General features: G+C 64.4%; 15 protein-coding genes and 1 tRNA gene. 5 read left to right on the top strand and 11 right to left on the bottom strand.

Going from position 1 to position 20,498, the window contains the following annotated elements:
• Position 1 precedes the first annotated feature (1 nt).
• The 6 genes from ACFRJ9_RS20485 to ACFRJ9_RS20460 all read right to left on the bottom strand — a co-directional run bounded on the left by ACFRJ9_RS20485 (position 2) and on the right by ACFRJ9_RS20460 (position 7,149).
• Entirely contained in the window at positions 2–2,734 is a 2,733-nt protein-coding gene (locus ACFRJ9_RS20485) for a LuxR C-terminal-related transcriptional regulator (RefSeq protein ID WP_377671817.1), read from the bottom strand.
• 141 nt (positions 2,735–2,875) lie between these two features.
• The gene (pth, locus tag ACFRJ9_RS20480; protein ID WP_377671814.1) at positions 2,876–3,460 is read right to left on the bottom strand and encodes an aminoacyl-tRNA hydrolase; all 585 of its coding nucleotides are present in this window, start codon (positions 3,458–3,460) and stop codon (positions 2,876–2,878) included.
• 122 nt (positions 3,461–3,582) lie between these two features.
• A complete protein-coding gene (locus tag ACFRJ9_RS20475; protein WP_377671811.1) occupies positions 3,583–4,155 on the bottom strand; it encodes a 50S ribosomal protein L25/general stress protein Ctc in 573 nt (190 codons plus the stop codon).
• Positions 4,156–4,472: 317 nt separating this feature from the next.
• On the bottom strand, positions 4,473–5,453 hold the full coding sequence (locus tag ACFRJ9_RS20470) for a ribose-phosphate diphosphokinase (protein ID WP_377671808.1): 981 nt from the start codon (positions 5,451–5,453) through the stop codon (positions 4,473–4,475).
• Between the two features lie 2 nt (positions 5,454–5,455).
• Complete coding sequence (glmU, locus tag ACFRJ9_RS20465) at positions 5,456–6,955, bottom strand: bifunctional UDP-N-acetylglucosamine diphosphorylase/glucosamine-1-phosphate N-acetyltransferase GlmU (protein ID WP_377671805.1); 1,500 nt, start codon at positions 6,953–6,955, stop codon at positions 5,456–5,458.
• A gap of 122 nt (positions 6,956–7,077) precedes the next feature.
• Positions 7,078–7,149: transfer RNA gene (locus ACFRJ9_RS20460), tRNA-Gln, on the bottom strand.
• A 289-nt stretch (positions 7,150–7,438) separates the two neighbouring features.
• Between ACFRJ9_RS20460 and ACFRJ9_RS20455 the strand changes: the two genes are divergently transcribed.
• Positions 7,439–8,038, top strand: a complete 600-nt coding sequence (locus ACFRJ9_RS20455; protein ID WP_377671936.1) for a TetR/AcrR family transcriptional regulator — start codon at positions 7,439–7,441, stop codon at positions 8,036–8,038.
• Positions 8,039–8,447: 409 nt separating this feature from the next.
• Positions 8,448–8,861, top strand: coding sequence for a VOC family protein (locus tag ACFRJ9_RS20450; protein WP_377671803.1), 414 nt, complete (start codon positions 8,448–8,450; stop codon positions 8,859–8,861).
• Between the two features lie 141 nt (positions 8,862–9,002).
• Here the strand turns inward: ACFRJ9_RS20450 and ACFRJ9_RS20445 are convergent, their stop codons facing one another.
• From ACFRJ9_RS20445 to ACFRJ9_RS20425, 5 genes are all read right to left on the bottom strand, one after another.
• On the bottom strand, positions 9,003–10,835 hold the full coding sequence (locus tag ACFRJ9_RS20445) for an ABC-F family ATP-binding cassette domain-containing protein (protein WP_377671800.1): 1,833 nt from the start codon (positions 10,833–10,835) through the stop codon (positions 9,003–9,005).
• Between the two features lie 50 nt (positions 10,836–10,885).
• Positions 10,886–11,878 (bottom strand): 4-(cytidine 5'-diphospho)-2-C-methyl-D-erythritol kinase, encoded by a 993-nt coding sequence (locus ACFRJ9_RS20440; RefSeq protein WP_377671797.1) that lies wholly within the window; start codon positions 11,876–11,878, stop codon positions 10,886–10,888.
• A complete protein-coding gene (rsmA, locus tag ACFRJ9_RS20435) occupies positions 11,875–12,756 on the bottom strand; it encodes a 16S rRNA (adenine(1518)-N(6)/adenine(1519)-N(6))-dimethyltransferase RsmA (protein ID WP_377671795.1) in 882 nt (293 codons plus the stop codon). Before rsmA ends, ACFRJ9_RS20440 begins: the two co-directional genes overlap by 4 nt.
• Positions 12,757–12,782: 26 nt before the next feature.
• Positions 12,783–13,937: a transglycosylase family protein gene (locus ACFRJ9_RS20430; protein WP_377671793.1), complete on the bottom strand. Its 1,155-nt coding sequence runs from the start codon at positions 13,935–13,937 to the stop codon at positions 12,783–12,785.
• Between the two features lie 290 nt (positions 13,938–14,227).
• Positions 14,228–15,121, bottom strand: a complete 894-nt coding sequence (locus tag ACFRJ9_RS20425; RefSeq protein WP_377671791.1) for a TatD family hydrolase — start codon at positions 15,119–15,121, stop codon at positions 14,228–14,230.
• A 198-nt stretch (positions 15,122–15,319) separates the two neighbouring features.
• Here ACFRJ9_RS20425 and ACFRJ9_RS20420 point away from each other — a divergent pair, with 198 nt between their 5' ends.
• From ACFRJ9_RS20420 to ACFRJ9_RS20410, 3 genes are read left to right on the top strand one after another with little or no spacing between them, the layout of a single operon-like run.
• The gene (locus ACFRJ9_RS20420) at positions 15,320–16,408 is read left to right on the top strand and encodes an AAA family ATPase (protein ID WP_377671789.1); all 1,089 of its coding nucleotides are present in this window, start codon (positions 15,320–15,322) and stop codon (positions 16,406–16,408) included.
• Positions 16,409–16,420: 12 nt separating this feature from the next.
• Entirely contained in the window at positions 16,421–17,869 is a 1,449-nt protein-coding gene (locus tag ACFRJ9_RS20415; RefSeq protein WP_377671787.1) for a DUF58 domain-containing protein, read from the top strand.
• Positions 17,866–20,367, top strand: a complete 2,502-nt coding sequence (locus ACFRJ9_RS20410; RefSeq protein ID WP_377671785.1) for a DUF3488 and DUF4129 domain-containing transglutaminase family protein — start codon at positions 17,866–17,868, stop codon at positions 20,365–20,367. Before ACFRJ9_RS20415 ends, ACFRJ9_RS20410 begins: the two co-directional genes overlap by 4 nt.
• Positions 20,368–20,498: the final 131 nt, after the last annotated feature.

Raw genomic sequence — 20,498 nt, 5'->3', positions numbered from 1 at the left:
TTCACAGGAGACCATTGAGCTCGCCTCGCGACGAAACGCCGAGCTTGGTGAACACTTGGTACAGATGGCCTTCCACGGTCCGCACAGACACCCCAATATCCATCGCGATTTCACGGTTGCTGACACCTTTCCCGGCAAGTTTGGCGATTTGTCGTTCACGCTCGGTGAGTACCGGCGCATCGCTGCGTGGTTGGATCGGCAAAGCCGATACCGAATGTTCCAGCCGTTCAAGCCTCAGCTGGGCTGTCCGGGCGGCCGTGGTTTCACCGGCATCCCGGGCAAAATCAAGGGCCATGGCAACGCATCTGGCTTCAACCACCAGCAGGTCCATGGCGGCTGCGGCGTCGGCGGCGGCCAGCAGGGAGCGGGAACTCCTGTCCAGGGAGCCCCGGGCGAGGTCGCCGGAGATCTTGGCCAGCGGACCCTGGCGGTTGCCTGCTATTTCTTCGAGAAGCCGGTATTCCTCGTCGGTGCCCTGCACGGTGGCGCCGAACAGGCATATGCCGGCGGTGGTGAATCGCTGCTTGTCGATGTCATTGTGCACCCTGGCCAGGAGCCGCTGCTTCACGTCCGGGTCACCCATCCACCGCCCTGCCATTTCGGCGCAAAACTCTGCCACGGACTCGGAGAAATACGTGCCCACGCCGCGGCACGTCCTGTACAGGTCAAGGTAGCGGCCGGCCTCCAAGGAGTTGCCCAGCTGCGCGTAGGCGAAGGCCGTGGCGGCATAGGCCACCTTGATCATGTTCATGGCCGGCCGGAGCTCAAGTTGCGCTGCGGCGGACCGCAACGGTTCGATGGCGCTGGACGGCTTGCCCGCGTAGGCATATGCAAGGCCCACACCCAGCTCGGTGAGTGCACCCCTGTATTGCAGGCGTGATGACTTTGACGGCGTACGGCGCATGAGCTCGATGCATTTGCGCCACTGGCCGGACAACAACAACACCAGGAACGCGTGCCGGGCGAAGGACTCTTCCAGCTGCGCCGGCCGGTCCGTGTCCCCCAGGTGGCGGGAGATGGTCCTTGCCAGCAACTGGGCGTCAAGCTCACGGCCCAGCATGCAGCGGGCCTCAATCAGGAAAAACGCGGACTTGAGCCAGTGCTCACGGTCCTCCGCCGGGTCCTTGGCCAGTTCCTCTTCCAGGGCCTCCACCATTGATGCGTACTCGCCCATGTAGGTCTTGTACTCGTAGCTGCAGAGCTGGAGGCGGTTGCGGGCTTTGGTCACCGTCCCTGCAGGGTGATCGGCCGATATCGCCTCAAGGGTTTCCAGCCCGTCCACGATCACGCCCGGCACCATGGCGGACCGGCCATCAATCCACGTCATGGCCTGGCATTTCGCTGCCGTGACTTCGGCGAACTCCAGCGGATCCAAGGTGGCCACAAGGGATTCCGGGACTTCGTCCAGTGCCTGCGCCGCGTGCAGCGGAAGGTCCAGCATGAGATACGCAGCGGCCTTCAGCCGCTGTCCGGGCACCCATTCGCTGTCCTTCGGATCCAAGGACAGCGTGCATTGGATGGCGAAGTTGGGGTCGTAACCGTCCAGCGCCGCCCGACCAGCAGCAAGTGCGTGGGCCGGCGAAGGCGCGGGCTCGTCCTCGCACGCATGCATCCACGCCGCGTAGCTCAAGAGGTCCTGGGGAGCCAGTCCGTGCAGCTCAGGCTCCTTGGGGCCCAAAAGCATCAGCCTCAGTTCCCGACGACGCCGGGTGCTCAGCCATCCGCGGACTACCTCGCCAACATACGGGTCGCGGAGCGAAACCCAATGGTCGCCGGAGCGGTCAACGGTGAGGAGCCCCGATTCCTCCATCTCCACCAGGACTTCCGTGCCAAAGATGGCGGCCAGGTCCACCAGGGTTGCGCGCTGGGCGCACGCCAGAATTTCGACGACGGTCCGGCTGGCTTGGGGTTCGCGTGCCAGCCTGGAGCGGACGAAGTCCTCCACCACTGTTGCGCCCTCTAGTTTGATCCGGTCCCGCAGGGTCCAGACGGAGTCGTTGAGCACCAGGTTCCCTGAATGCCGCTGCTCCTCGAGCAGGGCGTGCAGGAGCATGGGGTTTCCGCCCACGGCCGAGTGGAGGGAGCCCACAAGGGTTGAGGAGACGTAGTGCCCCAGGACCGAGCCGAGCACCTGCTTGGTCTGTTCTTCACTGAGCGTATTGAGGTGGACCTCTCCCAGCTCGCCTTCGAGGACCAGGCGGTGGAAGTCGGCCGGGAGGTCGCTGGCCCGTTGGACAGTGGCGATGACCTTTGCGGTTCCGGTGGCCATGAGGTTCAGCAGCACACCCGTGCTCATGGGATCCATGCCGCCGGCGTTGTCCACAATGAACACGGTGTCCCGGCCCGCGGCTTCGGTCCTGATCAGGGTGGTGACCGCGTGCAGTATGCCAGTAGGTGAACTGACGGCGTCCGAGGGCAGGCGGGCCAACAAGAAACCAAGGCAGCCGTAAGGGGTCTGGCCACTGGCTACGGTGTTGCGCAGTTGGAGGCTATGGACTTTGGGACCCAAGGAGGAGACAACTGCCCTGGCCAGGCCGGACTTGCCGATCCCGCGTTCACCGGTCAGGACCACGCCGTACGAATCCGGTGATTCCAGATGCTTGCCGGCCTTGGATAAATCGTGGCTCCGGGCCAGGAGTGACCACGTTTGCCTGTCTGATTGACCGCCCACAAGATCGGGAGCCGCAGCCCTCGCTGCGCCTCCCCCGCCCCTGTTTAGCAACTCCGCCGACATCCGCATCCTTAGCTACACATCCGCGACAGTCCCCCACCGCTTACTTGCGTAACTTGCACATTACCGTCGGTTGACCACAGTTTGTAGGGCTTAGGGTCCCTCTGACCGTCAGGCTTTGATCAGGCTTTCCTCAAGATTTGCTCAAGCTTTGGCGGGGTGGTGCTTCTGCTGGGCAGCCAGCAGGCCCTGGTCCATGAGCAACTCCACGGCATCGGCCGCCTCATCCAAGAGGAACGGGAGTTCCTTCTTCTCGGCCGTAGCGAAGTCCCGAAGGACATAGTCGGCAGTTTCCATGCGCCCCGGAGGCCGCCCTACTCCCACACGAACACGCAGGTAATCCTTGGTGGCAAGGGCTTTGGAAATGTCCCGCAGGCCGTTGTGCCCGCCTTCACCCCCGCCAAGTTTCAGCTTGACCGTATTGAAGGGAATGTCGATCTCGTCGTGGACCGCAATCACATGGTCAGGCGCGATGTCGAAAAACTTGCTCAAGCCGGCAACAGGGCCGCCGGAGACATTCATGTACGTCATGGGCTTGGCCAGGACCACGCGCGGGCCGCCGATGCCCAATCGGCCTTCCACCACCTGGGCCCGAGACTTATGCGCCTTGAACTTCCCGCCCATGCGCGAAGCCAGTTCGTCCAGCACCATTTGGCCGACGTTGTGCCGGTTGTTGCTGTACTCACTGCCGGGGTTGCCAAGGCCAACAATCAGCCAGGTGTCTGTCATGGTCTCATCCTAGGAAAACTCGTCAACGGGAACAGCAGGGGCGCGGTCAGGGGCAAAAGGAAGTGGCCGGGACCCCAAGGGTACCCGGCCACTCCAAGGCAGTAGCCTCAAGCAGTCAAAGACTACTCGGCAGCAGCTGCGGTTTCTTCTTCGGCTTCGCCAGCGGTCTCAGCGATGCGGACCACCAGGGTGTCGCCTTCGGTGAGCAGGGTGGAACCCTTCGGCAGGACGAGGTCGGAAGCGTGGATGCTCTGGCCGGCCTTGAGGCCTTCGATGCTGACCTCGACGGCGGTAGGCACGTGGGTTGCCTCTGCTTCGAGGGAAACCGTGGTGGCTTCGAGGCTGGCGACAGCACCCGGAGCAACTTCACCGGAAACGTGGATGGCGATGTCGACGGTAACCTTCTCGCCGGCCTTCACGGTCTGCAGGTCAACGTGCTCGATGATCTGCTTTACGGGATCGCGCTGGATGTCCTTGACCAGCGTCAGGTGCTGCTCGCCGTCGACGTCGATTGCGAGGAGGGCGTTGGAAACGCGCACTGCCAGCGTGGTGGCGCGGCCCGGGAGGTTGATGTGGATCGGCTCTGCGCCGTGGCCGTAGATGACAGCCGGGATCTGGCCGGCCATGCGTGCACGGCGAGCGTAACCCTTGCCGAATTCGGTGCGCAGTTCTGCGGTGAGCTTCTGCTCAGACATGTGTACTCCTTGATTACTGTGGTGCCCGGAAGGTTCCGGGCTGGTCGATCAGCAAGGGCGGAGGTCTGGAGACCTTCTACGCCCGGCGATTCGTGGCCGTCCAGCAGCCATCCCGCCTGTGTCGAAGGAGATGCAGACCCAGTCGATAACGGAGACCCGCAACCCTGGTTCACAAAATGCGAACCGGATGTGCTCTCCCTCGCCAAGGTATCCCCAAGAGTTTAGCAGCGGGTTGCCTGTATCAGGAAAACGAGGACAAAAAACGGGCCACCCGCACGCCCGGAGGCGGCGGATGACCCGTTCTGATTCAGGCGGTCTTAGGCCTTGCCGTCGAACAGGCTGGTGACCGAACCGTCGTCGAACACTTCACGGATGGCGCGTGCAATCAACGGCGCGATCGACAACACCGTCAGCTGCGGGAAGCGCTTCTCGGCCGGGATGGGCAGCGTGTTGGTCACAACGACCTCGCGGGCGCCGGACTCAGCCAGGCGCTGGGCTGCAGGCTCGGAGAAGACGGCGTGGGTGCAGGCGATGATGACGTCCTTTGCACCGGCGTTCTTCAGCACCTGGACGGCGCCGGAGATGGTTCCACCGGTGTCAATCATGTCGTCGATCAGGACGCATGTGCGGCCTTCAACCTGGCCAACAACGGTCTTGGACACGGCCTGGTTGGGAACAGTGAGGTCGCGGCTCTTGTGGACGAACGCGAGGGGGGCACCGCCCAGGCGCTCGGCCCACTGCTCGGCGACGCGGACGCGTCCGGTGTCGGGGGAAACAACGGTGATGTTGTCCTCTTCCACCTTGGTGCGGATGTAGTCGGCCAGCAGCGGGATGGCCATCAAGTGGTCTACGGGGCCATCGAAGAAGCCCTGGATCTGGGAGGTGTGCAGGTCCACGGACATGATGCGGTCGGCGCCGGCAGTCTTGTAAAGGTCCGCTACCAGACGCGCAGAGATGGGCTCGCGGCCACGGCCCTTCTTGTCCTGGCGGGAATACGGGTAGAACGGCGAAACAACGGTGATCCTCTTGGCGGAGGCGCGCTTGAGCGAGTCGATCATGATCAACTGCTCCATGAGCCAGTTGTTCAGCGGAGCCGGGTGGGCCTGGATGACGAAGGCATCCGTGCCTCGCACGCTCTCGGCCGAACGGACGTAGATTTCCCCATTGGCGAAGTCGTAGGCGTCGATGGGCAGGAGCTCGGTCTCCAGCTCCTTCGCGATTTCCTGCGCCAGCTCCGGATGCGCCCGTCCGGCGGCGAGAATCAGTTTCTTCTCTCCGTGTGCGGTAATTTCGCTCATGCCTATTTGCCCTCTTCTATGGTTGCCGGGGATTGTGAGGATATGGAGGCGGAGGTCAGCCGGGATTCCTGCGCGGCCTGGGCCAATTCCGCGGAGGCGCTGCCCGGGCGGTTGGCAAGAACCCAACCCTCGGCGTTCCGCTGCGCAGCCATGCTGAGAGCGAGGGCTCCGGCGGGAACGTCCTTGCGGATCACGGCACCGGCACCGCTGTAGGCGCCGTCGCCCACGGTGACGGGAGCCACGAAGACCGTGTTGGAACCGGTACGGACACCCGAGCCGATCACCGTGCGGTGCTTCTTCTCGCCGTCGTAGTTGGCGGTGATGTTGCCGCAACCGATGTTCGTGTCCTCGCCGATTTCAGCGTCACCGGCGTAGCCGAGGTGGGAAAGCTTGGAACCACGGCCGATCGTCACGTTCTTGGTCTCATAGAACGCACCGATCTTGCCCGTCTCCCCTAGCACCGTTCCCGGCCGAAGGTACGTGAACGGTCCGACGCTTGCCTTGGCACCAATCGTGGAGCCGGAGCCGTGCGTGCGTGTCACCTTGGCGCCCTCGCCAACGTTGACGTCCGTCAGCGTTGTATCGGGACCGACGACGGCGTCGCGCGCCACAGTGGTGGAACCGTGCAGTTGCGTGTTGGGCAGGAGACGGACGTCTTCGTCGAGGGTGACGGTGGAGTCGATCCACGTCGTGGACGGGTCTACGACGGTCACTCCGGCGCGCATCCAGGATTCGATGATGCGGCGGTTGTGCTCGGAGCCCAAGGCCGAAAGCTGAATGCGGTCGTTGGCACCTTCTACCTGCCAGCGGTCTTCAGTCACGACGGCGGCAACACGGCCACCTGCGTCACGCGCCAGGCCGAGGACGTCGGTGAGGTACATCTCGCCCTGGGCGTTGTCGGTGGTCACCTTCGCCAGCGCGGACCGCAGCACGGCGGCGTCGAAAGCGTAGATGCCGGAGTTGACCTCGCGGATGGCGCGCTCCGTTTCGGAGGCATCCTTGTGCTCACGGATGCCGGTGACGGTGCCGTCTTCGGCACGGAGGATACGGCCGTAGCCTGCGGCGTCATCCAGCACTGCGGTGAGGACCGTGACGGCGTTGCCCTCGGCCTCGTGCGTTGCTACAAGTTCGCCCAAGAGCTCGCCGGTCAGCAGGGGCACATCGCCGTAGGTGACAACCACGGTGCCGGTAAGTCCGGTGTCGGCGTCGAGGGCGTTCAGCGCGACTTCCACCGCGCGGCCAGTGCCGGGAACGTCATCCTGGTCAACAATGAGGGCTTCCGGATCCAAAGCCGTAACGTGCTCAGCTACGCGGTCGCGCTCGTGGCGGACAACCAAGGCCAGCTTGAGCGGGCTGATGGAGCGGGCAGCGAGGAGAGCGTGGCCCACCATGGAGCGGCCACCGATTTCGTGGAGAATTTTGGGAGTCCGCGACTTCATGCGCGTTCCGGCACCTGCGGCCAAAACTATGACCGCTGCGGGACCGGTGGTTTCGGGGCTCACGTACTGGCTCTCCTTGCTCGGTATGTCCCGGGTTACCCGGCTTCGGAATGCTGCCATCCAACAATGGACCCAGGCACCGTTCAGGCCGTTCCAGGTACAGAGAGGAGCGCGTTTTCCGACCGTTCCGCCCATAGGATTCGAACCTATACTCCACGGCTCCAAAGGCCGGGGTGCTGCCATTACACCAGAGCGGACCGTGCATGCTTCACCCCACCAGACGGCAAGGCCTGACGGGTTTCCCGTGTCACCGGGATGCACACACAAGAATCTAGTTTGCCATGACCATTGCGTGCTTCGCGACTTGACGGCCCGTTGGTGGTTCCACGGAGCCTCGCCGGAGCATTCCCGGACCCGCCCTTCCCCTGCTCCGGAAGGCATTTAGGGCATGATGGTCACGTGAGTAAGCGCACTGAAATCCCCCGGCCCACGGCGGCTTCCGAGCCCGTCGAACACGTCTCGATCGGTCCGGCAGTGCGCGTCAGGATGACCGGGCAGCAGCGTAAATCGCAACTGGTGGGGATCGGCCGGGCACTCTTCGCGGCCCGTGGACTCGACGGCACCACCATTGAGGAAATCGCTGCCACGGCCGGAGTTTCCAAGCCTGTGATCTACGAGCATTTCGGCTCCAAGGAAGGCCTGTACCGCCAGGTTGTGGAGACCGAATTCCGAGTCCTCCTGGACTCCATCACCGAGGCCCTCAGTACCGACGCCAAACCCCGGGTGCTGGTCGAAAGGGCCGCACTGGCGCTCCTTGGCTACATCGAAGACAGGACCGACGGTTTCCGGATCCTCATGCGGGACGCACCTCCGTCACAACCCGAAGGCGCCTTCTCCACGTTGCTCTCGCACGTCACAGCCAGGGTGGAACACCTGCTCTCCGACGAGTTCGCACGGCGGGGATTCAGTGCGGCAGATGGCGCCATGTACGCGCAGATGCTCGTGGGCATGGTCGCAATGACCGGCCAGTGGTGGCTCGACAGCCGGCAACCGGACAAACGGGCCGTTGCCGCTCACCTGGTGAACCTGGCCTGGAACGGATTGACCGGGCTGCAAAAAGAGCCCGAACTGCGCTCTGAAGGCTAAGCAGCCCTCTCCCGCATCGGGCCATCGTGCCACCGTCCGCGCCGAGCCAGGCATCCTCTGCGTGCTGCTCCTTCGTCGCCGCTAAACCCTCTGCCACATCCTGCCCCGTCGCCGCCAAACCCTCTCCCACATCCCACGCCGTTGCCACCAAACCCTCTCCCACATCCCAACACGTTGCCACCAAACCCTCTCCCACATCCCACGCCGTTGCCACCAAACCCTCTCCCACATCCCAACACCACCCGCCCTACGCTGCCTCACATCCCACCCGTTGCCACCAAACCCTCTCCCACATCCCAACCCGTTGCCGCCAAACCCTCTCCCACATCCCAACACCATCCGGCGGCCCCTCTGCCGCATCCCAACACCATCCGGCGGCCGGCCTGTGTCTGCTTTGTAGGATGTGATCATGACAGCGCCCCAGATCTATATCAGCTTCCCTGGGACGGCCAGGGAGGCGCTCAGCTTCTACGCTGATGTCTTTGATGGAGAGCTTTCCCTTCACTCTTACGAGGACTTTGGCCGCAGCGACGGCCCGTCGGACGCCGTCGCGCATGGGGTGCTCAGTGGCCTGGTCGCCCTGGCCGGATCGGATGCGGCAGAAGGCGAGAAGAGCGTCCAGATGGAAGGCCTCATGCTGTCGTTGCTGGGAGCAGCGAAACCCGACGTCCTCCACACGTGGTTCGACAGGCTCTCCGAAGGAGGCCGCGTGGTGGACCCACTCGGTCCAAAACCTTGGGGCGCCACCGACGGACAGGTCATCGACCGTCACGGCCTCCACTGGCTCATCGGCTACGAACCAGAGCCAGAGACCGGGAGGTGAAAGAGCATCACCCACAAACCGGCGGGACATGAACGAGCATCACCCACAAACCGGCGGGACGTGAACGAGCGTCACGCAAAAACCCGCGGGAAGTGAAAGAGCGTCGGAAACGGCGCGGGCCGCCACCCGCGGCGGTAAGCCCTACTCGCCGATAGTTTCAGCGGCCTCCAGCCACTCCAGCTCCAGGCCCTCTTTTTCTTCGAGCAACTCCTGCAGCTTGGCGTTGAGCTCGCCCAGGGCGTCGAAGTCCCCTGATTCGGACTTCGCTGCCATCTGGGTGTGAAGCTTCTCTTCCTGCTGGGAGATCTTGCCGAGTTGGCGGTCGATCCTGTTGAGGTCCTTGCGGGCTTCGCGTTTTTCGGCTTCGCTGGCGCCGGACGGAGCCTCAGCGGACGACGAAGTACCGCTGGCAGACGCCGGGGAGCTCTGGCCACTTCGGACGGCGCCCGATGCGAGTGCCGCTTCACGCAGTTCGAGGTATTGGTCGACGCCGCCGGGAAGGCCGCGGAGCTTGCCGTCGCCGAGGAGCGCCATCTGGTTGTCCGTGACGCGTTCCAGGAGGTAGCGGTCGTGGCTGACTACTACGAGCGTCCCGGGCCAACCGTCCAGGACGTCTTCGACGGCGGCAAGGGTGTCGGTGTCGAGGTCGTTGGTAGGTTCGTCGAGCATCAGGACGTTGGGCTCCCCTACCAGCAGGCGCAGGAGCTGGAGTCGTCGTCGTTCACCACCGGAGAGGTCACTGACCGGCGTCCACTGCTTTTCCTTGGTGAACCCGAGTTGCTCCACGAGCTGTCCGGCCGTGAATTCCTTGCCGTCAACGTTGAAGGACCGCTTTTCGCGTTCGATGACCTCGATGACGCGAAGGTCGGAGACTTCGTCCAATTCCTTGACGTCCTGCGTGAGCACGGCCGTCACAACGGTCTTGCCGCGCTTGACCTTGCCGGAGCTCGGCTGGATTTCACCGTTGAGCAGCTTCAACAAAGTGGATTTGCCTGCACCGTTGACGCCCACCAGCCCGAGGCGTTCGCCCGGAGCAAGGCGCAGCGTGATGTTGTTGAACAGCTTCTGGCCGTCCTCGCCGCCTTGGAAGTCCAGGGTCACGTTTTCGAGGTCCAGGACGTCCTTGCCGAGGCGTGCGGTGGCCATTTTGCTGAGGGCCACCGAGTCGCGGGGGTCAGGCACGTCCGCGATCAGATCGTTGGCGGCTTCGATGCGGAACTTCGGCTTGGCAGTCCGTGCGGGGGCGCCGCGCCTCAGCCAGGCGAGTTCCTTTTTGACGAGCTGTTGGCGCTTGCCCTCCACGACGGCGGCCGTGCGGTCGCGTTCGGCGCGCGCCAGGACGTACGCGGCGTATCCGCCGTCGAACATGTCCACCATGGCGTCGTGGACTTCCCATGTGTAGTTGCAGACTTCGTCGAGGAACCAGCGATCGTGGGTGACCACGAGGAAGGCGCCTTGGTTGGCGCGCCAGCGGGTCTTGAGGTGCCGGGCCAGCCAGGCGACGCCTTCGACGTCGAGGTGGTTGGTGGGTTCGTCCAGCATGATGACGTCGTGGTCTTCGATGAGGAGCTTGGCCAGCGCCACACGACGCTTTTGCCCGCCGGAGAGGGCATGGACGTTGGCGTGCCAATCGACGTCGCCTACCAGTCCGCCCATGACTTCGCGGATCTTGGCGTTGGCCGCCCATTCGTGATCCGCGCGGTCGCCGACGATCGCAGCGCCGACTGTCAGGTCGCCGTCGAGCACGTCGCCTTGGTCAAGGTAACCGACGTTGACGTCGCCGCGCTTGGTGACGCGGCCCGAATCCGGCGTGGAGCGCAGCGCCAGCAGGCGCATGAGCGTCGACTTTCCGTCGCCGTTGCGGCCCACCATGCCGATGCGGTCGCCATCTTCCAAACCGAGGGTGACGCCGTCGAGGACAGTGCGGGTCGCGAACGAAACTGTGAGGTTTTCGCCGCCAAGCAGGTGGGCCAATGGGTACTACTTTCTACTGCTGGAATGCGTGGGGGTACTAAGTGGGGGTACTAAAGGAGGGTATCGGACATGATCCGGGCGCCTGGCACGGGACCATGGACTGCCAGGGCATTATGACCCCTATGGGCCAATTCTTCGGCAAGGACGCCCGCCGACACCGAGTCCCTCGCCAGCAACGCGATGGTGGGGCCGGACCCGGACACCATGCCGGCAAGGGCACCGCGTGCTTCGCTCAGGCCGATAGTGTCCCGTAGTTGCGGCGCAAGGGTGATCGAGGCCCGCTGGAGGTCGTTGATGAGCACCCGGCTAAGGGTCTCGGGGTCCCCGTTGCGGAGCGCTTGGAGGATGGTCGGATCCACGTCCACGGGCTCCGGAACCTCGGCCCCTTCGGCATCCCGCAGACCATCGAGGGTACGGAAAACGTCCGGCGTGGAAAGCCCGTAATCCGCGAAGACCAAGACCCAATCCATTTGCGCTTTGGCAAGTGCCGGCGACAGTTGGTCACCTACGCCGAGGCCGACGGCGGTGCCTCCGAGGAGCGAAAACGGTACGTCTGCCCCGAGCTCGGCCGCCAGGTGCGCGAGTTCCTCGCGGGAAAGTCCGCTGTTCCACAGGGCATCACAGGCCAGGAGGGTCGCTGCTGCGTCGGCGGATCCGCCGCCCATGCCGCCGGCCACAGGCACGCGTTTGGTGATTTCCAGGTGGACGCCCGTTGGCTTCTCGGACATTTCCGCCATGATGGCGGCTGCTTTGTAGGCAAGGTTTCGCTCGTCCAGGGGGATGTCCACGCCGTCGAGGTCCAGCGTGCTGTTGGGGCTGATGCTGACGGTGATTCCTTCAGCCTCAGTACTGGTTGCGGACACTTCCTCGTAGAGCGAGACGGCAAGGTAGACGCTGGCTACGGAGTGGTAGCCGTCGGGCCGCAGCGGGCCGACGCTGAGCGAGACGTTGACCTTCCCGGGCGCTTTGACACGCACGGTCCGGGCATGGAAGCGATCGCCCACGAATGGCAGGCCGCTTTGTTTCCGGGTGCCCGGGTTCATGCGTCCACGGGGTGGCGGGCTTCGGCGATCTTGACGTAGGCCGAGATGTCCAGGACTTCGCCGCGTGCTGTGGGGTCGATTCCCGCGGCCACAAGGCACCGTTCGGCTTCCGCGGCACTGCCGGCCCAGCCGGCCAACGCGGCGCGGAGGGTTTTACGGCGCTGCGCGAAGGCGGCGTCGATGACAGCGAAAACCTGTTCACGCGTGGCGTGGGTTGCGGGCGGATCATGGCGCGTAAACGCCACAAGGCCGGAGTGGATCTTCGGCGCCGGCCAGAACACGTTCATGCCGATGACGCCGGCTTTGCGCATGTGCCCGTACCAGGCGGCCTTCACCGACGGAACACCGTAGATCTTGGAGCCGGGCGTTGCCGCCAGGCGGTCGGCGACCTCGTCCTGCACCATCACCAGTCCGTGTTGGAGGCTCGGGAAGTGCTGGAGCAGGTGGAGCACAACAGGGACAGCCACGTTGTAGGGCAGGTTGGCCACCAACGCCGTGGGTGGCACCGGCAGTTCTTTGACCTTCATGGCATCGGAGAGGACCAGATGGAATCGATCTTCCGCACTGGGCCGCCAGGCCTTCACGGTCTCCGGCAGCTTTCCGGCCAGCACGGGGTCGATCTCCACGGCCACCACGGTCTTGGCGGCGTCGAGCAACCCCAGCGTCAGGGAGCCGAGCCCCGGGCCGACCTCCAGCACCGTTTCCCCGGCGTCGATACCAGCAGCGGCCACAATCCTGCGGATGGTGTTGCCGTCGATCACAAAGTTCTGCCCCAGGGTTTTCGTGGGGCGTACACCGATTTCCTCGGCGAGCCGTCGGATGTCGGTGGCGCCCAGCAAAGGCGCGACGGCGGCGGGTTCGGAATTCGGTTCAGTCACCTAGGTATCGTATCGCCTGTGAGGGGTCAGGCTGCGTGCGCGCAGCCCCAGTCGCTCAGGCCGTTCTTGGCGTAGAGGCGGTTGGCGATCTCAATCTGCTGGGCCTTGGAGGCGAGGCTGGCGTTGGCAGCGTAGGCGCCACCACCGTTGGCGAGCCAGGTGGGGCTGGAGAACTGCAGGCCGCCGTAGTAGCCGTTGCCGGTGTTGATGGACCAGTTTCCACCGGATTCGCACTGCGCGATCCTGTCCCACATAGCCTCGTTGGGAGCTCCGGCGGGTCCGCTGGAGGTGGGCGCTGCTGCCTTGGCGGGCGTGGCCACGGGGCGGGCCTTGGTGCCTACGCTGACCTTTTCGGCGACCGGCTTGGTGGTGACGTTGCTGGAGACCAGGGTCCGGGAAGCTTCACGTCCGTCAACGAGGACCAGCTTGAAGGTCTTGACCAAGGATCCGGCGACCCCTGCCTGGGTTACTTTTTCCTCGCCTTTGAAGAGTTCGGCGGACTCGGCCTTGACGCTCTCGAAGGGTACTTCTTCAGTGGCTTCGGCGGTCTTGCTGGTGTCAACGCGTGAGACCTTGATCACCATGTCCTGGATCACGGGTGCGTTATTGGGCTGGGAGACGCGGTCGCTGGCGCCAACGGTGATCCCTGCGTCCTTGAGCACGGTGGCGACGTCGGCCGCCGTCGTGGTGGTGCTGGTGTCCTTGCCGTCAGCAACCACACTGATGGTCTTGGGCGTGGAGATGGAAACGAAGGAGCCGGTGACTTCCAGGGCTGCTTCCTTCGGCTGGGAGATCTCGGACGAGCTTGCCACACCGAGTTCAGTCACCAGTCCGGCAACATCAGGGGCGGTGGTGGTGACGGTCTTGCGGGCGCCATCCAATTCGATGGCCACGTCCTTGGCAAGGTTGATGTTCACCACCGAACCGTTGTCCACCTGGGAATCAAGGGCCGGAGAAACGCGGTCTGCGTCCTTCAGTTCGACCTTGGCTGCCTTGACCACCTGGTCAACCGTGCCGCCGAAGGTCTGGATGGAGCTGACCTTGCCGTCAACGTTCAGGGTGACTGTCTTGTTGTTGCCGACAAAGGCGACAACTCCGACCACCAGCGCTGCAACAACCAGCAACTGGGCACCAACTTTGAGAAAGCTGAACTTGCCATCCGTTGTGAAGAACTTGATCACGATTGCCCATAACTCTCAGACCGTCCGGGCACGGGGAAAAGCGCAAAAAGTGATGCCAGCCGCAAAACTGAGGGGCCTGGCACGAGCCTGGTCCCACCCTTACTGCCGGCATCTGCGCCGCCAAATTTCATTCAACTAATGAGTCCGGTTTTATCCGAATCAGTTGTCCGAAGGCCTTCCCCGACCCCGGCTACTTGTTTAACACAGTAACCGATCCGTTATAAAGCAGCCAAGCCCTCTACCTGCCCGTTATCCTCGCGTTGCATCTCCGAGGCCACAAAAACGGCCGCTCAGGCCCATGATCCGTAGGCGTCCACGGTGTTTTCGGCCAATCGCGAACACAGTTCAGAAAGGTCATCTCCTGTCACTTCCGCCATCGACCGCACGGTGTACGGAACCATGTAGCTCGCGTTCGGGCGTCCACGGTGCGGATGCGGCGTCAGGAACGGTGAGTCCGTTTCCACCAGGATCCGCCGTGGCTCCGCGATCGCGAGGGCGGCACGAAGGTTTCCGGCATTCTTGAACGTCATGGTTCCCGCGAAGGACATGTACCAGCCGTTGTTGTTGCAGATCCGGGCGAGTGCCTCGTCGCCGGAGAAACAGTGGAACACCACGCGGTCCGGCGCACCCTCTTCCCTGAGCACTTGCACAACGTCGTCGTGCGCATCCCTGTCGTGGATCTGCAGCGTCAGTCCGAGCCGCTTGGCGATGTCGATGTGGCGCCGGAAGGAGTACCTCTGGTGGGCCAGTCCCTCACCATGGGTCCGGAAGAAATCGAGCCCGGTCTCACCGATGGCACGGATACGAGGATGGTTGGCAAGTTCCTCAATCTCCGTCAGCGCCGATTCCAACTCGCCGCGGCTTGCGTACTCCGGCGCATCGTTGGGGTGGATGGCCACAGCGCCCAGGAGCCGAGGATCTGCGTCCACGGCCTGGACAGTGAAGCGTGATGATTCAAGATCGCATCCCACCTGCACGGCTCCCTGCACTCCTACGGCCTCAGCGGAGTCCATCGCGTCCTTGACGGATACTTCGATCAGTCCGTGCCGGAAATCAAGGTGGGTGTGGTTGTCCATCAGGGGTACCGGCAGTGGTTCCGGTGCCGGCGGGTATTCCTTGCGGGACTCGGTTTCAGCGGGGGTGCCGGCAGCACGGTAGGGAGCGGGAGCGAGGGAATTGCACATGGTTCCACCTTATTCGGACCTCCGCCATGCCCGGCCGGGGAAACTCCCTGCCCGGATAAATTCCAGTTGGTACATAAATTCCGGGGGCACTATGTCAGCGACGGCCATTGTCTGGGTAGGCTGGAAAAGAAAGGCGGCCAACACCAGCGGCGCTCCCGGTGGATTGTTGGTGTTCCGGCCACGGCTGAAGGGCAATCCATGGAGTCCAAGCGACAAGTCGCCGTTGAACCTTCCCCGCTCCAGGGCGAGGCCTACAGTGCGCTGCCTAGGGACGGCGCCGCACTCAACGGACACAGGCCGCAGGTTATGGACGCCGAACGCTTCCACGATGCCAGCGAGCGCATTCTGGGCTCCATCAACACAGTTATCGACGGCAAAGCCGATGCCGCCAAGCTTGCGCTGACGGTCCTGCTGGCACAGGGCCACCTCTTGTTGGAGGATGTGCCGGGCGTCGGGAAGACCCTGCTGGCGAAGACGCTGGCACGGACCGTGGATTGCACGGTCTCGCGCATCCAGTTCACTCCGGACCTCCTGCCTTCGGATGTGACCGGTGTGTCCATCTACAACCAGTCCTCGCGGCAATTCGAGTTCCGGCCAGGCGCAGTGTTCGCCAATATCGTGATCGGCGATGAGATCAACAGGGCATCAGCCAAGACCCAATCCGCCCTTCTGGAATGCATGGAGGAGCACCAGGTCACGGTGGACGGGCATTCGTACCAACTGGGTTTGCCCTTCATGGTGGTGGCAACCCAGAATCCCATTGAAATGGAAGGCACCTACCCGCTTCCCGAGGCCCAGCGGGACCGTTTCATGGCCAGGATTTCCATGGGCTACCCGGACAAGGAAGCCGAGATCCAGATGCTGGAGACGCATCAGGCGTCCTCTCCCCTGGTCAAGGTCACTCCGGTGGTCACTGCAGCCGACGTCGCCGCCATGATCGCTACCGTCCAGCAGGTGTTCGTGTCCACGGCCATCAAGGAATACACGGTGGCCATTGGACGGGCCACCCGCGACAGTGCCCGTCTCCGCTTGGGTGCGAGCCCCCGGTCCCTGCTTCAGCTGCTGCGTGCGGCGAAAGCGACGGCGGCGTTGGATGGTCGCGACTTCGTGCTTCCGGATGATGTGGTGGACGTGGCGGAGTCGGTGCTGGCCCACCGGATCATCCTGGACCGCAAGGCTGCGAGTTCGGGCGACACGCCGCAAAGCATCCTGCGGGGAATCCTGGCTTCACTCCCGGTTGCCCAGGAACCACCTGGTGCCTGGCGCCGGGACCGTCACGCCGTTTAGGAGGCACAGCGGATGGCATTAGTGGATCGACTCCCCAAGCATCTTTTCACCAGCCGCGGCTGGGGGCTGCTGGCCGCGGGGGCGGTCTTCCTTGGGTGCGCCTACGTCATGGGCCGCCGCGACCTCCTCACACTGGCGGTCCTGTTATTGCTCCTGCCCTTGGTTTCGCTTGCCGGGGTAAGGGTGCTCAAACCTAAATTCCAGGTCTACCGGGAGTTCAATCCGTCCACGGTGGAAACGTCCACCACAACAACCGTTCGCCTGGCTGTTGCCAGGTCTTCGTACTCCACGGGTCACGTGATCATGGAAGAGCAGCTGCCGCCGCGTTTCGGGGAGCCCCCGGCTTTCCGGTTCCCGGCCCGGTCAGCGTCGGGCGGCACCAGCCGTTACGAATATCATCTGCGGTCCGGCAAGCGCGGGCAGTTCCGGATCGGTCCGGTCACGGCGGAGTTCAGCGACCCGTTCGGTTTATCCCTGCGGCGGCATTCAGTCGACGACGGCGACATCCTCACCGTGACGCCTGCCGCCGTCGAACTTCCCGTGACCGGCTTGGCCGGGGCCCGCGGCAACGACGGCGTGACCGCCACGCGCATCCGGGCCAATCCAAGCGACGACGACATCATGACCCGCGAATACCGGCACGGCGACCCGATGCGCCGCGTTCACTGGGCTGCAACGGCGCGGCATGGCCAGCTCATGGTGCGTCAGGAGGAGTCGGTCACCACCCCGGAAGCCACGGTCATCCTCGACCAACGCTTCACGGCGTTCGCCGCAGGAACCAGCTCGCTGTTCGGTGGCCACGACGAAGACTCGGACCTGGTGACGGGCCCTTCCTTCGAGTGGATGGTGACCGCGGCAATGTCCATCAGCGCCCACTTGGCCGAACGGAACTACTCGCTGCGGGTCCTGGACGCCTATGGCAACCCGGCTTTCGTCCGCTCGCGTTCGGCGCCGGACCCGGATGCGGAGGAGTTCTCCGGGGTTGGGGGCTTGCACGCCATCGCGGAGAGCCTGGCGGCCATTGAACTCACCGGACCAAGGCACGCCCGCAGCGAGCACCACCGGACCGACCACCACCCAGCTGACCATCGGGACGGAACCCCGGCTTCCGGCGCGGAGTCTTCCGACTCCGCCTTTGACGACCACCTCATGGACAAACTGGCAGCCCATCGCTTGCGTGGCCCGGTCCTCGCCCTGGTGGGGAGCCTGACGCTGGCCGAAGCGAGAGCCCTTGCGCCAGCGGCCGCGTATGGGGCCAATGCGTTCGCCTTGGTCATGACTGACAGTTCCCGCAGCAACGACGAGGTCCTCGAGATCCTGAGGCTCGCCGGGTGGCGTGCTGCTGCCGTGACTCCCAAGACACAGTTGGCGGCCGCCTGGTCGGCTTTCGACGAGGGCGGGATCGTGGCGGCCGCAGGGGCAGCCATGGATGTTCGGCGTGGAGCGGCGGTGCCGCGGTGACTGCCACCTCGCATCGCGGATCTCCCGGGGCGCCGCCACAGGCCGCCGGAGCGTCCGGCCGGAACCAGCCTGATGGACCGCCCCGATCGCAGGCGCGCGGCCCGGGCGTGTACCCGTGGGCCATGGCGGGTTCCGTTGCCATCGCAGTCCTGGGCGCAGCCCTGTCCCTCAATGGGGTGTTCAGGGGCTGGGCCTGGATGATGCCGTTGATCACCACGGTGGTGGTGGTTGCCCTCACCCTGGCTGGCCTGCGGGCAATGCGTGCACAGCCTTTGCTTGCGACATTGGGGGCTTTGGCGGCGCTTGCAGGAGTCCTCAGCTTCACGTTCTGCCGGCAGGAGAGCCTGCTCGGCTTCATCCCCACAACAGGTACGTTCACCGCCGTCGGCCGCCTCATCAAGCGCGCCGCCGAGACGGTGGTATCTGAGAGCGCCCCGGTGGCGCCCAACGCGGGGATCGTGTTTGTCACCTGCGCGTGCCTGGGCCTGCTGGTGGTCCTGATCGACGCCCTGGCAGTGCCATTGGCGATGCCTGCCGCCAGCGGTATCGGGCTTCTTGCTGTCATGGTGGTTCCGGCCACCATCAAGCCCCAAAGCGTCGGAGTCGCAGGCTTCATAGGGGCCGCGGCCGGCTTCCTCCTGATCCTCGGGTGCAGCCATTGGTTCGCACCCGATGCCCGGCTGCAGTCGGGATCGGCCCGTGGTTCGGGGCAGTTCAGGCGGTCATTGGTGACCGGCGGGTTGGCCCTGGCACTCGCCATGGTGGTCCCCCTCGCGATCCCCGGGTTCGACACCGGCACCTTCCCGCAGGGCTCGCGGCTGAGCCCGTGGGGCACCTCCAACGGGCTCAATCCGATGATCACCCTGGGCAACAGCCTCCGCAGCCCCACGGGAGCGGGCCGTATCACCTATGCCACCAGCGCGTCGTCGCCTTTGTACCTGCGGTCGGTGACCATCGACCACTTCGACGGCGAAACCTGGGCACCGGACGACCGCGCCAGTGATCGTCGTAGCGGTGCCGACAGAATCGATACCGGCTATACCGTCCAGAACGAGATCGTCAACGCTGTCACCTCCATCGACGCCGGCCAGTTCACCAGCCCCTACCTCCCGGCACCGTTCGCCCCCGCCTCAGTCAACGGCCTCAATGGACGCTGGACGTGGGATCCTGCGACGTTGAGCATCATGAGCACGGAGACCAGCACCCGTGGCCAGCGCTATGTGGTCTTCTCGGCGACGGCGAAAGTGACGGCCCAGGCGTTGTCGCAGGCCAATGACGCCCCAAGGGGCATCTCCGACGACTTCCTTCGGATCCCCGGGAACCTGCCGGACATTGTCCGCAAGACCGCTGACTCCGTGACGGCTTCTGCAGGCAACAACTATGCCAAGGCGCTGGCTATCCAGAAGTACCTGCGCTCCGGTGAATTCAGCTATTCCCTGCAAGCTCCGGTGCAGAACGGCTATGACGGCAACGGCCTGTCCGTGCTGGCTGATTTCCTCGCCGTCAAGAGCGGCTACTGCGTCCACTTCTCCTCCGCAATGGCCGTCATGGCTCGCGCGGAGGGCATTCCGAGCCGCGTCGCCGTTGGATATGCGCCCGGCCGCCTCACGGGCGAATCGGTGGCCTTGGTGGGCCAGGGTTCGTTCCCCGAATATGAGGTGGACGCACGTGATGCCCACGCTTGGCCGGAGCTGTACTTCGAGGGCCTGGGATGGGTGCCCTTTGAACCGACTCCCTCACGGGGCGTCGTTCCCGATTACGCCTCGGAAACGTCCACTACCGGCAACCTCAGCACCAACGCCGACGAGAAAGAGGTCTTGAACGTCCCGGCGGTGCCGGCTCCGAGCGGCGTCCCGCTGCCCGGTGTGGACACGCCGTCCTCCGGGTCCGCCGGTGTCAACCCGCTTCCCACGATCGGAGCCATCACCGCCGCCGTGGTGTTGCTGGCAGCTTTCCTGTGGTCGCCGCGGCTGAGCAGGGCAGTCCTGCGGCGGCGCCGCCTGAACCAAAGACCTCCGGATGACGCTGACGCGCTGCCGCCCGGGTACCAGGATCCTGCCCCCGAACTCGCCTGGGAAGAATTGCAGGACCTCGCCACCGACTACGGAGTGCCGTCCACCCCCAGCGAGACGCCACGGCACTTCTCCGCCCGGCTCCGCTCCAGCACTGCCTTGGGTGACGCGCAAGGGCTCGACGACGCCGCCCACCGCGCGGTGGCGAGCCTCACCTCCGACTTCGAACGGCAACGCTATGGCCGCCCGGCGGACAAGGCCCCCGCAGCGGCGACGCGCATCGCCGTCGTCCGCGAGGCGTTGCGGAACAATGCCCGCTGGCTGGTGCGTTTCCGCGCGGACTGGCTGCCGCCGTCGTTGATGCATCGGTGGTTCCACGCCCTCGGCGCCCCGTTCCGGGCCGTGGAGGCATTGGGCAAGGCCGTTGGATGGGCCTTCACCCGGGGATGGCGGAGGCTGCGGGGTTTGCTCCCCCAGCGGCGCTAAGTCGGCACGGAACAGCAAGGGGCCCGACGCCGGAACCTTGGGTTCTAGCGGTCGTTGCAACACCCAGAATTTTTGGGAGTTGCAACGACCGTGTCTCGTTTAAGCGGTGCTTCGTCAGGCCTGAATCGGTC

The organism is Paenarthrobacter sp. NPDC056912 (assembly GCF_042786555.1).
GTDB lineage: Bacteria > Actinomycetota > Actinomycetes > Actinomycetales > Micrococcaceae > Arthrobacter.
Note: the sequence above shows the minus strand (reverse complement) of the source record. Positions and strands in the feature narration are given on the sequence as shown.

Excerpts from the sequence above, each read along its gene's own strand:
- ACFRJ9_RS20485 (WP_377671817.1), bottom strand. The coding sequence starts at position 2,734 with ATGTCGGCGGAGTTGCTAAACAGGGGCGGGGGAGGCGCAGCGAGGGCT.
- pth (WP_377671814.1), bottom strand. The coding sequence starts at position 3,460 with ATGACAGACACCTGGCTGATTGTTGGCCTTGGCAACCCCGGCAGTGAG.
- ACFRJ9_RS20475 (WP_377671811.1), bottom strand. The coding sequence starts at position 4,155 with ATGTCTGAGCAGAAGCTCACCGCAGAACTGCGCACCGAATTCGGCAAG.
- ACFRJ9_RS20470 (WP_377671808.1), bottom strand. The coding sequence starts at position 5,453 with ATGAGCGAAATTACCGCACACGGAGAGAAGAAACTGATTCTCGCCGCC.
- ACFRJ9_RS20455 (WP_377671936.1), top strand. The coding sequence starts at position 7,439 with ATGACCGGGCAGCAGCGTAAATCGCAACTGGTGGGGATCGGCCGGGCA.
- ACFRJ9_RS20450 (WP_377671803.1), top strand. The coding sequence starts at position 8,448 with ATGACAGCGCCCCAGATCTATATCAGCTTCCCTGGGACGGCCAGGGAG.
- ACFRJ9_RS20440 (WP_377671797.1), bottom strand. The coding sequence starts at position 11,878 with ATGAACCCGGGCACCCGGAAACAAAGCGGCCTGCCATTCGTGGGCGAT.
- ACFRJ9_RS20425 (WP_377671791.1), bottom strand. The coding sequence starts at position 15,121 with ATGTGCAATTCCCTCGCTCCCGCTCCCTACCGTGCTGCCGGCACCCCC.
- ACFRJ9_RS20420 (WP_377671789.1), top strand. The coding sequence starts at position 15,320 with ATGGAGTCCAAGCGACAAGTCGCCGTTGAACCTTCCCCGCTCCAGGGC.
- ACFRJ9_RS20415 (WP_377671787.1), top strand. The coding sequence starts at position 16,421 with ATGGCATTAGTGGATCGACTCCCCAAGCATCTTTTCACCAGCCGCGGC.